A 14,793-nucleotide genomic window follows, 5' to 3' on the forward strand; every position below is an offset into this window, starting at 1 on the left:
CGGTGTCGTACCTATGCGTGTTGTTTATACGCCCACCCGTACGGCGGTGCCGTACCTACGCGTGTTGTTTATACGCCCACCCGTAGGTCATGCATGGCATGACGAAGCATTGCCTGCCGCAACAACGCCGCCTTTTTTATTAACGGGTGCCGAATATTTTGTCGCCGGCGTCGCCGAGGCCGGGAATAATATATCCATTTTTATCGAGATGCGAGTCGAGGGCGGCGGTGTATATTTCTACCTCGGGGTGCTCTTGGTGTACATTGGCCACGCCTTCAGGGGCAGCTACAAGTACCAGTACTTTAATTTGGGTACAGCCTCTTGCTTTTAACATATCTAGTGTTGCGTTCATGGTGCCACCTGTGGCCAGCATGGGGTCGATCACTAAGGCTATGCGCTCTTCCATGTTGCCTGCAAACTTTTCGAAGTAGGCTACGGGTTGCAGGGTTTCTTCGTCACGGTACAGCCCTACTACGCTTACCCGAGCGCTAGGGATAAGCGTAAGCACGCCGTCGAGCATACCAATACCAGCCCGAAGAATGGGTACAACGGTAATTTTTTTACCTTTCAAGGTTTTTACTTCAATAGTGCTATTGCTCCAGCTTTTAATTTCTTTAGTAACCAACGGCATATTTTTGGTGGCTTCATAGGTAAGTAGGTTGCCAAGTTCATTGGCAAGTTCACGAAAGGCCTTGGTGCTAATATCTGCCTCGCGCATAAGGCCTACTTTATGCTGAATAAGTGGGTGGTCGATGACGTGAAGAGCCATGGTTTTCTCCGTTAGTAGTCGTATTGTCTTCGCTCATTATAGCGCTGTGCTACCATGAGTCACTGCTTTCCTATAGAATGACGCGTTTCTTATATAACATCCAATACGTCATCAGTGCGTTTTAAGCCCGTAGAGGAGAATGACATGTCTGCAGAAAAGCCGCAGCAACGCCCTAATATTGAACCACAACGTGGTTGGTTTACTCGTTTTTTAGACACGGTAGAGTGGTTAGGAAATTTATTGCCGCACCCTGTAACCTTGTTTGCAATTTTTGCCCTTACGGTTGTGTTGGCAAGTGGCTTGGCGGGTTACTTCAACGTAAACGTGCTTGATCCACGGCCAGGCTCTTTAGGCGAAGAAATTTATGTAAATAGCCTGCTAAGTGGTGATGGTTTACGCTGGATGGTGTCGAACCTGGTGAAAAACTTTACCGGTTTCCCTCCTTTGGGTGTGGTGCTGGTAGCTATTTTGGGTGTAGGTATTGCCGAGCGTAGTGGCCTGCTTGAAGCCATGATGCGCGGTATGGTAATGAATGCTTCGCCTCGCATGGTTACGGTAACCATTGTGTTTGCTGGTGTTATTTCCAATACAGCTTCTGAATTAGGCTATGTGGTGCTTATACCATTAGCTGCACTTATTTTTCATTCTTTAGGGCGACACCCACTAGCAGGGCTTGCGGCGGCTTTTGCGGGGGTTTCTGCTGGTTATAGTGCAAACCTATTCATAGGTACAGTAGACCCATTGCTAGCCGGCTTTACCACCTCTGCGGCGCAAATAATTGACCCAGACTACGTTGTTGGCCCAGAAATGAATTGGTACTTCATGTTTGTGAGTACATTCTTAATTGCAGCCATGGGGGCGTTCATAACAGAAAAAATTGTCGAGCCTAAACTGGGTAAATATAACCCCGACGATATGGACCCCGATGCAGATCTCGACAGCGACGTGTCGATGGATAAGCTAACCAAAGTAGAGCGTAAAGGCTTAATTATGGCGGGCTTAACCTTCGTGGCGTTGTTAGCTGTGCTAGCTATTACCATAGTGCCTGAAGGTGGCGTACTGCGTAACCAAGAAACCGGTGGTATTGCCCGCTCACCTTTCTTGAATGGTATTGTGGTATTTATTTTTATTACCTTTGCTATTCCAGGCTTTGTGTATGGCTTTGTTACCAAAACCATGACCAACGACCGCGACGTTATTAACGCTATGGCAGCCAGCATGAGTTCAATGGGGCTGTATATTGTGCTGGTATTCTTTGCTGCACAGTTTGTGGCATTTTTCGATTGGACTAACTTCGGCACCATTTTGGCAGTAAATGGAGCGAACTTTTTGCAGTTCATTAACCTAACTGGGCCTGAAGTGTTCGTGTTCTTTATTTTAATGTGTGGCTTCGTTAACCTAATGCTGGGCTCGGCGTCGGCGCAATGGGCGGTTACAGCACCCATTTTTGTACCCATGCTGATGCTGGTTGGCTATTCGCCAGAATTAATTCAAGCGGCCTACCGAATTGGCGACTCGGTAACCAATATTATTACACCAATGATGAGTTACTTTGGTTTAATACTAGCCGTTGCTGCGCGCTACCAAAAGAACTTAGGTATTGGCACCTTGATTGCAATTATGCTGCCCTACAGCATGGTATTTATGGTGGGCTGGACCCTGTTGTTCTATGTGTTTGTGTTTGTATTAGGTTTACCCGTAGGGCCTGGTGCGGAAACTTATTATAGTTTGCCGCCTGCACCATAGGCTTTACTTGCACCGCATGCATAAAAAAGGCAGTATTTAACTGCCTTTTTTTTGCCTAGCTTATAAGAGCTCAAGGGGGACCGTTGCGACTCAGTTTATTTTTGTGCCTTGCTGTCTTGCTCACACCATCGGTTGCTTATACTTTTGCAGCACAGCCGGTATACGTAGCTGTTTACGAATTTCCACCTTATTACTCGTCGCGCAGTTCGGTACATATTACCGGTAAGCTCGTTGAGGTATTAAATAAACAGCAAAATGACTATCAGTTTATTCTACGCGAAGTGCGGCCGGCAGAGCGCTATGGGGCAATAGCTGCAGGTGGTTGCTGCGACGTGATATTTTTCGAGTCGGAATTATGGGGCTGGCAAGAGTCGAACGATTACCATTGGGGTAGAGGTTTAACAGCCAGTGCAGAGCGGTTTTATGTTATGCGCGAAGCACTTGCAGCGGGCAAAGTTAATTTTGATCTTTTAGCAGCAAACCGCATTGGTGGCGTGCATGGTTATAACTATAACTTTGTCGATAACGTTACCAACGCTGAAGTGTTGGAAGAGCGGTTTAAAGTTTATACCGCCGATAGCCCCATGTCGGTATTGCATATGTTGGTGGGGAACCGTGTTGATATAGGAATTCTTAATGACGACTTTGTTGCTTGGGTGCGGCATTTAGAGTTTCCGGCCGTCGACGCCATTGTGGGCTCTGAATTTGTTGACCAGTTTTTTGTTACTCGGGTGGTGGTGAATGCGCAAGGGAAGTTGCCAGCCAGCTTCATTAACAACCAGCTGCAAGAATTAACAGAAAATGGCGGCTTAGAAGCAATTTTGAGTCAATTTGGCATTGCTAGCCTAATTTATAAAGGCACTAGCACCGAAGCAAGTGCTAACTAGCTATACACCGACAAGCCAAGCTCTTCTGCCACTTGGCGGATCATAAACATACCGCGATAGCTGTTGCCATAACTATTTAGCTTAGGGCTCCAAGCACAAATCACACCATAGTCGGGCACCACGGCCACTAAACCGCCGCCCACCCCGCCTTTTGCTGGTAAACCAACGGTAAAGGCAAATTCACCCGATTGATCATACATGCCGCTGGTCGACATCATGGCGTTAATGCGCCGAGTTGACCGTGGATCGCAAATAACTTCACCGGTACCTGGCTGCACGCCACGATTAGCTAAAAAGCCAAGGGAACGAGCAAGATCTACACAGCTCATGCTAATAGCACATTGGTAGAAGTAATGATCGAGCACATCAACTACGTTGGCTTCAATATTATTAAAGCTTTTCATTAAATACGCTAAAGCCGCATTGCGGGCACCGTGTTCGCGCTCCGACTCCCACACCACTTCATCGACAAAAATAATGGGGTTTTGCGCCAAGTTACGAATGAATTGGGTTAAGGCGGCGCGGCTAGACGAATAATGGCTTACCAAGGTGTCGGCTACCACAATTGCACCAGCATTAATAAAGGGGTTGCGTGGAATGCCGTGTTCCCATTCTAATTGCACAATAGAATTAAAGGCATGGCCCGAAGGCTCCATGCGCACACGGTTCCACAATTGGTCACCCACCCGCTCCATGGCAAGAGTTAAACCAAATATTTTAGAAATACTTTGAATTGAAAAAGGTATTTGGGCGTCGCCGGCAATATGTACTTTGCCGTCTAGTTCGGCCACAGCAATGCCCAAATGGTTCGGGTCAACCTTGGCTAGGGCCGGTATATAATTAGCCACAGCGCCTTCATTGGGCAAGGCCTGGGTGCGCTGCAGTATTTCTTGCAACAGTTCGGCCGTATGTTTCGGGCGCTGAGGTATACCTTCCATTGTTTAACGCTGCTCCAACAAAGGTTTTAAAAATTTAGCCGTGTACGAACCCGCGTGCTCGCTCACATGCTCTGGAGTACCTTCTACTAGAATTTCACCGCCACCGCTACCTCCTTCTGGGCCTAAGTCTATAATCCAGTCGGCGGTTTTTATTACGTCGAGGTTATGTTCAATAATTACAATGGTATTGCCGTGGTCACGTAAGCGGTGCAATACCGCCAATAACTGCTTAATGTCGTGAAAATGTAAACCAGTGGTAGGCTCGTCTAAAATATATAAGGTTTTACCCGTGTCGCGTTTAGAAAGCTCACGGGCTAGTTTAACTCGCTGTGCTTCACCACCCGACAAGGTGGTTGCCGACTGGCCCAACCGAATATAGGAAAGGCCTACGTCCATAAGGGTTTGCAACTTACGGGCAATGGCAGGCACGGCATCGAAAAATTCACGGGCGTCTTCTACGGTTAGCTCTAATACTTGATCAATGCTTTTGTTTTTATACAACACTTCTAAGGTTTCACGGTTGTAACGTTTGCCTTTACAAATGTCGCAGGGCACATACACGTCGGGTAAAAAGTGCATTTCTACTTTTATCATGCCGTCGCCTTGGCACGCTTCACAGCGCCCGCCCTTTACGTTAAAGCTAAAGCGGCCAGGTTTGTAACCTCGCGCGCGCGACTCGGGAACAGCGGCAAACAGTTCTCGAATAGGGGTAAAAATTCCCGTATAGGTAGCAGGGTTCGAGCGTGGTGTGCGGCCAATAGGGCTTTGATCAATATCTACTACTTTGTCTAAAAACTCTAAACCACGAATAGCTTTGTAAGGCGCTACTTTGTCGTGGGTGGCATGGTTTAGTTCTATTTGCGCTAAGGGCCACAAGGTGTCGTTAATTAAAGTAGACTTGCCCGAGCCAGAAACACCAGTTACACAGGTCATTAAACCAGTTGGTATGCGCAAGTTTACTTGTTTTAAGTTGTTACCACTGGCGCCGTCTATTTCTACCCAGTTGAGACCAGGGGCGTGGCGCTGTGCAGGAATGGCAATGCTTTTCTTACCCGACAAGTAGTCGCCAGTAAGCGAGCCTTCAGTAGCAATAATGTCGGCCATGGTGCCTTCAGCCACAATTTCACCGCCGTGCACACCAGCGCCAGGGCCAATATCAATTACGTGGTCGGCAGCACGAATGGCGTCTTCGTCGTGTTCAACCACCAGCACTGTATTACCTAAATCGCGTAGGTGTATTAAGGTTTCAAGCAGGCGCGCATTGTCGCGTTGGTGCAAGCCTATGGAAGGCTCGTCGAGTACGTACATAACCCCAACTAGGCCAGCGCCAATTTGGCTGGCTAAGCGAATACGCTGGGCTTCACCACCTGATAAGGTTTCAGCACTGCGGTTTAAAGTTAAATAATTTAGCCCCACGTTTACTAAAAAAGTAAGGCGGTCGTTAATTTCTTTTAGTATTTTTTCAGCAATTTGCGCCCGCTGACCTTCCAGCTTAATGTTTTGGAAAAACGCTAACGCGTCGCCAATTGAACGTTCAACCACAGCAGGTAAGGTCGTGTCGGCCACAAATACGTTACGCGACTCTTGGCGTAAGCGCGTGCCTGCACAGCCACGGCATGGCTGGGTAGCTAAGTACTTCGACAATTCGTCGCGTACCGCTGTAGAGTCGGTTTCGCGGTAACGGCGTTGCATGTTCGGTAAAATACCTTCAAAGGCATGGTTACGTATAACCGTGTCGCCGCGGTCGTTCACGTAAGCAAATTTAATTTCTTCCGTGCCACTACCGTTTAAAATCTTGTCGGTTATGTCGTCGTCAAGCTGTTTAAAAGGAATGTTTAAATCGAAGTTGTAGTGTTTGGCTAACGACAGCAACATTTGGTAATAGTAAAAATTACGCTTGTCCCAGCCACGAATAGCGCCACCGGTTAAGCTTAATTCGTTATTGGTAACTACTTTAGCGGCATCAAAGTATTGCTCTACGCCTAAGCCGTCACAGGTTTGGCAGGCACCCGCTGGGTTATTAAAAGAAAACATGCGCGGCTCAAGCTCTTGCATGCTAAAGCCACAATGGGGGCAGGCAAAATTAGCCGAAAATAGCAGGGTGCTAAAGCTGCTTTCGTCGTCCATGGGGGCCACCATGGTAATGCCACCACTTAGTTCAAGTGCCGTTTCAAATGACTCGGCTAAACGTTGTTGAATGTCTGGGCGTACTTTCAAGCGGTCGACTACCACTTCAATGTCATGCTTTTTATGTAGTTCTAACGCTGGTGGGTCATTTAAGTCGCACACGTTACCGTCGATACGGGCGCGTAAAAAGCCTTTCGCCGCCAGGGTTTCAAGGGTTTTTTGGTGTTCACCTTTACGGCCTTGTACCACAGGGGCCAGCAGCATAATTTTACTGCCTTCGGGCAAAGCCAATACTTGGTCAACCATTTGGCTAATGGTTTGTGCGGCCAAAGCCACATGGTGAGTAGGGCAACGTGGTTCGCCTACGCGGGCAAACATAAGCCGTAGGTAGTCGTAAATTTCAGTAATGGTACCCACTGTTGAGCGTGGGTTGTGCGAAGTCGACTTCTGTTCAATAGAAATAGCCGGCGACAAACCTTCAATGCTGTCAACGTCGGGCTTTTCCATTAGGCTTAAAAATTGCCGCGCATAAGCAGAAAGCGACTCAACATAGCGGCGTTGACCTTCTGCGTATAAGGTGTCAAAGGCAAGCGACGACTTACCTGAACCCGACAAGCCGGTAATTACCACAAGTTTGTCGCGTGGAATTTCAAGGCTAATGTTTTTTAGGTTGTGGGTGCGAGCACCGCGTACATCTATTGTCTTCATGGCGTCCTTATTACAACTGGCGCGAAAAATGATCGGGTATTATCGCATAAAAAACAGCGAACCACGAAGTGTTGGTTCAGCTTACGAGTTACAGCAATTTCTGTTAGAATAGCGGCCTTTCATAGAATCTAATTTTTGGGCTTATGCAGTCGTCAAAATTAAATAACACAGAAAAAAAATCAGCCTCCGCATTAGCCGCTATATTTGGCTTACGTATGTTGGGGCTGTTTTTGATCATGCCCGTGTTAGCTATTTATGGTCAAAGCTACCCCGACTACACTCCCATGCTGGTTGGTTTAGCCATTGGTGCTTATGGTTTAACCCAAGCGTTGTTGCAAATACCCATGGGCATGCTGTCCGACCGCTGGGGCCGCAAGCCTATTATTCTTGGTGGTTTAGCTATTTTTGCCATTGGTAGTGTGGTGGCCGCTATGGCCGACACCTTGGCCTGGGTAGTTGTTGGCCGAGTGATACAAGGGGCTGGTGCTATTGCAGGAGCAGTATTGGCGTTAGCCGCCGACAGTGCCCGAGTAGACCAACGACCCAAGGTTATGGCCATTATAGGCATGGGTATTGGCTTAAGTTTTGTTTTGGCCTTAGTAATTGCGCCTGTGCTAGGTGCGGTGGTGGGTATTTCAGGGTTGTTTTGGCTTACGGCCATTTTAACCGCTGCTTCTATGGTTGCGGTGGTTACTATTTTACCAGTACCACAACAGCGCGTGCCGGCGCGCGATATTTTGCCCGTACCAGAAGAAATGAAGCGTTTGTTTAAAAACCTACAACTGCAGCGGCTTAATGTTGGTGTATTGGTGCTGCATTTAGTACTTACCGCTTGGTTTGTTACCCTGCCCAGCCAGTTAGTGGCGGCAGGTTTAAGTGCCGAAAATCATAGTTGGTTGTATTTACCCACTTTATTACTTTCATTTACGGTTATGGTGCCCCTTATGCTGTGGGCCATACGTAAAGACAAAATATTAACAGGGCTGCGTTTTGCCATTGTATTACTGGCCGTGGGTATACTGGTTATAGCGGTATTTTCTCAGCAATTAACTGCACTTATTTTTGCCGTATGGTTGTTTTTTATTGGCTTTAATTACCTTGAAGCAAACTTGCCGTCGTTACTCAGCCAGCACGCACCCGCTGGAAACAAAGGCTCTGCGAGTGGAATTTATACCACCTTCCAGTTTACCGGAGCGTTTTTAGGCGGCACTTTAGGGGGCATTATTGCCCAACTCTGGGGTGCACAAGCGGTTATGTTTTTCTGTGTGGGGCTGCTAGTATGTTGGTTACTGTTCACCATCGGTATGCAAAAGGTTGATAGCACCAGCCGGGTAACACTACAGTTAGGGCAAATTAGCGTGGCACAAGCGGGTGAGTTGGCAACAATACTTACCCAGCAGCCGGGTATTGAAGAAGCGGTGGTTATTGCCGAAGAGCGCGCCGTTTATTTGAAAGTAAACAAAGAAAGCTATGAGTCAGCTGCAGTGGCGGCGCTTGTGGCTGAGTATGAATAAAGACAACAGGAGAGAACCATGTCGCGCGGAATAAATAAAGTTATATTAATTGGTAATTTAGGGGCCGACCCTGAAGTGCGTTACACCCAAAATAGTACCGCCATTGCCAATTTAAGCATTGCTACTAGCGAGTCTTGGAAAGACAAACAAACCGGCGAGCAGCGCGAGCAAACAGAGTGGCACCGAGTAGTATGTTATCGCCGCTTAGCAGAAATTGCAGGTGAATACTTGAAGAAAGGCTCTAAAGTTTATGTTGAAGGCAAGCTGCAAACGAGAAAATGGCAAGGCCAAGACGGCGTTGATCGTTACACCACAGAAATAGTGTGTAATGAAATGCAAATGCTTGATAGCCGCGGTGGCGGTGGTGGCTATGGTGGTGGTCAGCAGCAGTCTGCTGCTCAAGGTGGTTACGGCGGCGGCCAAGGCCAACAGCAGCAAGGCGGTTACGGCCAGCCAGCGCCACAGGCACAACCAGCCCAACAGGGTGGTTACGGCCAGCCGGCACCACAACAAGGTGGTGGTTACGGTGGTCAAGGCCAAGCAGCTCCGCAACAGCCTGCTCCAGCGCCGCAGCCAATGGCCCCAGACTCAGACTTTGACGACGACATTCCGTTTTGAATGATATAGAACTATAAGTGTTAAGAACTTAGTTTATTTAAACTCCTAATAATACTGTTTTATAAAAACATTTTTGAAATCGATGCCCTTTATGTGTGTAAACATGTAAGGGGCTTTTTTTATTTGACTTTCGGCTGCATCGATATAAAATCGTATAAAGTAAAATATGTAAAGATAGGGTTTTGTCTAGTATTACTTTGTAAACAAGGGCGGCACGATGCATGTAAAAGTTGTGACTCATAAAACGGGCGAACAAATACCAATCATGCTGGACGCACACGGTATGCCGATCACTTTGCCGAATGAGTTTGTTTTATCCAGAAGAGCACTGAGTACCAATACTCTTGTTAGAAACTTGAGAGAGCTGTCAGTGTTGTATGACTGGTTAGAAGTTTCTGGTTGTGACCTGTCGACAAAGTTACTAGCTCAAAACTCATTCAATGAAGCTGAGTTAAAAGGTGGCTTAATAGAGTCTTTAAGAGTTGATAAGGTTAGCGGTCGAGTAAAAGCGATATCACCAAACACGTTTAATCAGCGATTAACAACGGTCCGCCAGTTTTTTGGTTGGTATATGGATGTGTTGACAAGTCAGTTATCAATGTCCTCTTCTGATTACGAGCGTTTAAGAGAGCGGAAAACGTTCATTCTAAAAATTCTTGATAGCAGTTTTATGTCTGCTACACCAGCTCGAACCAGTGTTCGTAAAGGCTTGAACGATAACGAAGTAGACTTCTTGCTTGAGGTACTTGACCCAGACAATGAAAATGCATTTGGGCGCGCACCGGCAGTAAGATTCAGAAATTATGTATCAGTTGGACTCATGTTGTTTTGTGGCTTAAGACCGGGTGAACTACTTAGTCTCAGAGTAGAAGACATTCAGGTTGGGGCGATATCCTCCATTAAAGTTGAACGTAGGCCACCCGACTTGGCAGATACACGCCGACCTAAACCGCAAATTAAGCGAAACGGAAGGGTTATACCAGTCGATAATCGACGGTTTGCTGTCGCATTAAATGAGTACGTCACCACTTGGCGCGAGGAGCTCGAAAGCAAAAGTGATGTGGAATCACAATATCTAATATTAAGTGATGAAGGCGCTCCTTTGTCACAATCTTCAGTTACCCAGTTTTTTCAGCTTCTTCGCGCACAATATGCAAAGCATTTACCTGAAAATTTCACCGCCAAGTCTCTTAGGCATACGTTCTCTTCTCGTATTGAAAGAGCATTACGCAGTACTGGCATGGATGAACAACGACGCAGAGAAGCTTTGGCGTTGTTGAGAGGCGATAGTAGTTTAGCGTCCCAAGATACTTACATCGCCCAAGAAATCGAGCAACAGGCTCTCAAGTCGTTAAAACATTATCAGGCTGCAGTTATTTCAGGGAGTAAACTCTAATGGAATTAGCGTTACTGAACACAACCGACGATAGTCAGACGCAGCCTGAACAAGAGTCTTTAATCACTCGTGAAGGTAAAGAAGTCGATATTTCCGGTGATATTTGGCGGTTACCTTATTCTGCACGAGATAACGCAACGCTAAATTTTGAGAAAGTCGTCAATAATCAGGTAAAAGCAGCTCTTAAAATTCATATCGCTGATCGGGTTCGAAGAATATCAACACATGCGGGTTATGCAGCCTATCAGGATATTTGGAGGGAAGTCTTAAGGCATTGGGAATCTAATACCTCTGACTCTGATATTGATTCATATCTAATTAGTTTATTTGAAAGCGCCATCAATCGCGCACGTAAGCGTAAGCGGCTATGGGCGATGTACAGACCCATACAGTGGTATCTTTGGTGTGCTGAAAACTTACCAGATACGGTATTCTCAGAAGTGTATGCGCAAGAGCTTGAGGCGATCGAACTGCCGGGAAATCCAAAGGGTGAAGCCGTACGAATGGAAGATCCCGAGAGTGGGCCTCTTCATAAGAGTTTGGAGCTTCCTCTTCTTATCAATACACTTAAATCAGATGAAGGGAAATCCTTTGAATGTTTGCAACAAAAAGTTGTGGTTGCGCTTTCTATAGCCTTTGGTCGAAATCCGGCTAACTTAACTTTTTTGCGCGAGTCCGATTTGTTTCGGCTTACATCGAATCACGAAGATCCTTGCTACATCATTCGTATGCCAAGAATTAAAAAGCGATTTGTGAATCCGAGGGACGATCTTCTTGATGAGTACCTTGATCCGTATTTTGGATCTATGGTTGAACAACTAATCGAACTTAATCAGGCACTGCCTCTAAGCGTCGGGGAAAAGGCTTTTATCAAGCCGGAAGAGCGACCACTCCTGATTAATAAAAATGGTAATAAAGCTGCAGTTTTATCTGGCGATATTGATAACGCATTTAACTTTACAAGCAGAGATATATCGCGCTTACTCAATGCGTTTGTGCGGCGTCATAATATCATTTCACCCGTTACAGGTGCGCTTCTACGTATTACCCCTCGAAGACTGCGGTATACACTGGCCACAGGTTTGGCCGCTGAGGGAATTAGCAAGCGTGAGCTTGCGAGGATTCTTGATCATACGGATACCCAGCATGTGCAGGTCTATTTTGAAATGGCTGGCAGAATTGTCGAGCACCTTGATAAGGCAACCACAAAAGCCTTTTCGAATTACCTAAACTTTTTCAAAGGGAAAGTCGTCGATAGCGATATGGAGGCGGTCAATGGTGATCGTGACGACAAGCACCTAATCTTCGTTGACGAACAAAATCCGACAGTACATGCCGATATCGGCGTTTGTGGAGAGTCTAGCGTTTGCCACCTAGACCCGCCATATTCTTGCTATTTATGCCCTAAATTTCAGCCCTATCGACATGCCGACCATGAGCAGGTGTTGGATTGCCTATTGGCGAGTCGGAAAGAGCGACTTGAAAAATACGAAAATTCTCGCCTAGGGATTCAACTCGACGAAGTGATATCGGCGGTAGCACAAGTTGTGAAAATCTGCGAAGAGGGCCAAGAGCATGTCTGACGGTCGCTCGCAACGCAAAGCTAAAGTTATTCCCTTTATTGATCGATTAGAACGGGATCGGAATGCAAATTTACAAGCCCTAGTTAGCAAAGCCCAGCTTTTGAAGTTAGATGGTTTCGAGTCGGTTAAATGGCATGAATCGAATTGGAAGATAACATCTGGCAGACTTGTGAAGCTGACTGGAAAAAATATTAAAGCCGCGACTTTTGCCTTTACCTTATCACCAAAATTAGGCGCCGAGCCTCTAGTGGACAGTTGGAGTGAAGTTTGTAAGGCATTATTCGTTTTAAGGTTTCATAGGAAACATCAGTCAACGCCCAATCAGCGTAACTTCATAACAGCAGTCGGTTATGTTGCCGCGGCAGCAACCCAATTGGGCCAGAAGCTACTCAATCTGACTCCCGAAGCACTTGATAATGCATGCGCGTTAATTTCAAAACATTATCGCGAGACGACGGCATATAACCTCCATAAACATGTTGCAGAGTTTGCAGCACATTGCGATGCCAACGGTTTGTGCCGAGTTCTGTTGCAATTTAAATACGCGCGAATGAAGCGTCCAGCGAGCACGGGCGGTTTAAGCTACAAGCGGCTTGATGATCCAGAGGTTCTTGAGACCAAATCGGACAAACTGGTTGATCCAAAAGTATTCCGTGTAATAGGAGAGCTTTATCAAAATGTACCGAAAAGTCATAAATACCGGCTGTATGTTTTGTTACTGACTTTGCTTGCTTGCACGGGGCGACGGTTTAGTGAGGTTTCACTTTTACCAAATCAAACGCTATCTGTTGATGACGAAGGGAACGGTTATATCGAGTACTTCCCGCGTAAAGCAAGTCGAGGAGAGGTATTCACTCCGAAACGCAAATTGTACCTACCGTCAGAGGTGAAACCTATCGTTGAAGAAGTGCTCAACGAATTAGCAGATCTCACCGCTGCGGCTCGCGAGACGGCAGAAGAGATGCATAAAACACGTGGGCCGAATTTACGCTTTTTGGAGCAAATTCCGAGTGAACAGCGGCTCTATGCTAGCGATCTAAAGGAATTGGAGATTAGTGACGCAGCATTAATTTCAACGGGTTGGCTTCGCAATCAAAACCTCGCTTGGCCAGACATCGATGCGTTAACCAAACAAGAAAAACGCCCACGAAATCCAATTCATTTCACAACTAAGGAAGGTTTGAAAAAATACTGCGCTCGTGACTTTTCAGACGCCTGTCTATCAGCCATTCATACCGACCAATTTGGTAAAGAATATTACCTGAAGGATTTACTATTTCTCCGTCCGCTCGGCCTTTCGAGTGGCACTTATGCTCATTGGCTTGCTACCAGTTGCAGTCAGTCAATGTTTTCGACATTCCTTCGTTATTTTCCTGACCTCGCCGCAGAATACGCATCTGCTAGCGTCGAGGTGGATTTCACCAGTCATCATTTTCGACACACTCTCAATAACTTACTTGATGAAGGAGGTCTGAGTGATCTGCTGCAGACCGAATGGTTTGGTAGAACGAATCCACGCGACACAAAAGCGTATCAGCATACGTCACGAGAAAAGAGAGCCCTTATGTTACGCCAAGACATCAAGAAAGGGCTCGTGGGCGGACAAATAGCGGACCAGATTCAAGCAGTTCCGGTTGACGTTCAGGATGCCTTCCTCAAAGCAAGGGTGCAGGCGGTGCATGATGTCGGCACTGGTATTTGTATTCATAATTTCTCGCAAACGCCTTGTGAGCGTCATTTGCAATGTTCAGCAGACTGCAAGGATTATGTGTGGGCGAAAGGCGATGCTGGTCGATTAGAAGACTTAAAACGGCAATATGCACTCACGGCAATTGCTCGCAAGAGCGCTGAGCAGCAAATGGGTAGTCAAAAGCCAAAGAGAAGTGCCGACTGGCTTGCGCACAATGATAAAAAACTTAAAACCCTAAAAACCCAATTAACGGACAATGGGGTTGAGCATTTTGACCCTGAGCAATATCTAATAGAGGTGCATCATGGCTAAGCGTTTCAGACGTATGTCGGATAGTGATATTAATACCATTGTGGCGGATTTAGATCGTTGGGCTTTGGGAGAACTTGGTTCAAAGTTAACTTGGGCAGTGCTGGAAGAGCGTTTCGGGTTTAGTCGCCAATCACTTCAAGCAAAATCAGAAATTAAAGCAGCCTATGACAACGCCAAAAGAGCATTGTCAGGTGGCTTGGTTAAAACAAAAGAACAAGCAACCAAAGAGGCCGAAGAGCTACATGTGGAGCTAGCACGCCTTAGAACAGAACTCGAAGCATATAAGCAACGTGAAGAGCTATGGCAGCGCCGGTGGCAGCAAATTGCCTTTCATGTGCGGCAGAAAGGTATACAAATGGCTAGTGTCGATAAAGCGCCACCTGACGGCGCAGATTTGCCGTCAAACACCGAGTCAGCCAAAATACTGAAAATGTTTGATAAGGAAATACCGCCTTCGGGGCGTATTTAGCGAAAAGCTAACTCTACTTGATGGATTGGAGACAAA

Annotated in this window: 11 protein-coding genes; 8 read left to right on the forward strand and 3 right to left on the reverse strand. The window is 46.5% G+C overall.

The window, feature by feature from the left end:
• Positions 1-139: 139 nt before the first annotated feature.
• Positions 140-769 carry a uracil phosphoribosyltransferase gene (gene upp / locus M1L23_RS13400; RefSeq protein WP_252627944.1) on the reverse strand — a complete coding sequence of 210 codons (630 nt, stop codon included), beginning with the start codon at positions 767-769 and terminating at the stop codon, positions 140-142.
• A 144-nt stretch (positions 770-913) separates the two neighbouring features.
• On the opposite strand from upp, the gene M1L23_RS13405 reads away from it, so the two are divergent.
• A complete protein-coding gene (locus M1L23_RS13405; RefSeq protein WP_252627945.1) occupies positions 914-2,515 on the forward strand; it encodes an AbgT family transporter in 1,602 nt (533 codons plus the stop codon).
• 116 nt (positions 2,516-2,631) lie between these two features.
• Positions 2,632-3,402, forward strand: a complete 771-nt coding sequence (locus tag M1L23_RS13410; protein WP_252627946.1) for a hypothetical protein — start codon at positions 2,632-2,634, stop codon at positions 3,400-3,402.
• Here the strand turns inward: M1L23_RS13410 and M1L23_RS13415 are convergent.
• Together M1L23_RS13415 and uvrA are read right to left on the reverse strand one after the other, a co-directional pair.
• Positions 3,399-4,340 carry a glutaminase gene (locus tag M1L23_RS13415; RefSeq protein ID WP_252627947.1) on the reverse strand — a complete coding sequence of 314 codons (942 nt, stop codon included), beginning with the start codon at positions 4,338-4,340 and terminating at the stop codon, positions 3,399-3,401. The genes M1L23_RS13410 and M1L23_RS13415 overlap by 4 nt on opposite strands.
• Positions 4,341-4,343: 3 nt before the next feature.
• Positions 4,344-7,175, reverse strand: a complete 2,832-nt coding sequence (gene uvrA / locus M1L23_RS13420; protein WP_252627948.1) for an excinuclease ABC subunit UvrA — start codon at positions 7,173-7,175, stop codon at positions 4,344-4,346.
• 143 nt (positions 7,176-7,318) lie between these two features.
• On the opposite strand from uvrA, the gene M1L23_RS13425 reads away from it, so the two are divergent.
• The 6 genes from M1L23_RS13425 to M1L23_RS13450 all read left to right on the forward strand — a co-directional run bounded on the left by M1L23_RS13425 (position 7,319) and on the right by M1L23_RS13450 (position 14,757).
• Positions 7,319-8,689, forward strand: a complete 1,371-nt coding sequence (locus M1L23_RS13425; protein ID WP_252627949.1) for an MFS transporter — start codon at positions 7,319-7,321, stop codon at positions 8,687-8,689.
• Between the two features lie 18 nt (positions 8,690-8,707).
• Entirely contained in the window at positions 8,708-9,307 is a 600-nt protein-coding gene (ssb, locus tag M1L23_RS13430; protein WP_252627950.1) for a single-stranded DNA-binding protein, read from the forward strand.
• 217 nt (positions 9,308-9,524) lie between these two features.
• Complete coding sequence (locus tag M1L23_RS13435; RefSeq protein WP_252627951.1) at positions 9,525-10,703, forward strand: tyrosine-type recombinase/integrase; 1,179 nt, start codon at positions 9,525-9,527, stop codon at positions 10,701-10,703.
• Positions 10,703-12,286, forward strand: a complete 1,584-nt coding sequence (locus M1L23_RS13440; protein ID WP_252627952.1) for a tyrosine-type recombinase/integrase — start codon at positions 10,703-10,705, stop codon at positions 12,284-12,286. Before M1L23_RS13435 ends, M1L23_RS13440 begins: the two co-directional genes overlap by 1 nt.
• Entirely contained in the window at positions 12,279-14,288 is a 2,010-nt protein-coding gene (locus tag M1L23_RS13445; RefSeq protein WP_252627953.1) for a hypothetical protein, read from the forward strand. The genes M1L23_RS13440 and M1L23_RS13445 overlap by 8 nt, the downstream gene beginning before the upstream one ends.
• On the forward strand, positions 14,281-14,757 hold the full coding sequence (locus M1L23_RS13450; RefSeq protein ID WP_252627954.1) for a protein kinase: 477 nt from the start codon (positions 14,281-14,283) through the stop codon (positions 14,755-14,757). The genes M1L23_RS13445 and M1L23_RS13450 overlap by 8 nt, the downstream gene beginning before the upstream one ends.
• Positions 14,758-14,793 lie beyond the last annotated feature (36 nt).

This window comes from Aliidiomarina quisquiliarum (assembly GCF_023922585.1).
GTDB lineage: Bacteria > Pseudomonadota > Gammaproteobacteria > Enterobacterales > Alteromonadaceae > Aliidiomarina > Aliidiomarina quisquiliarum.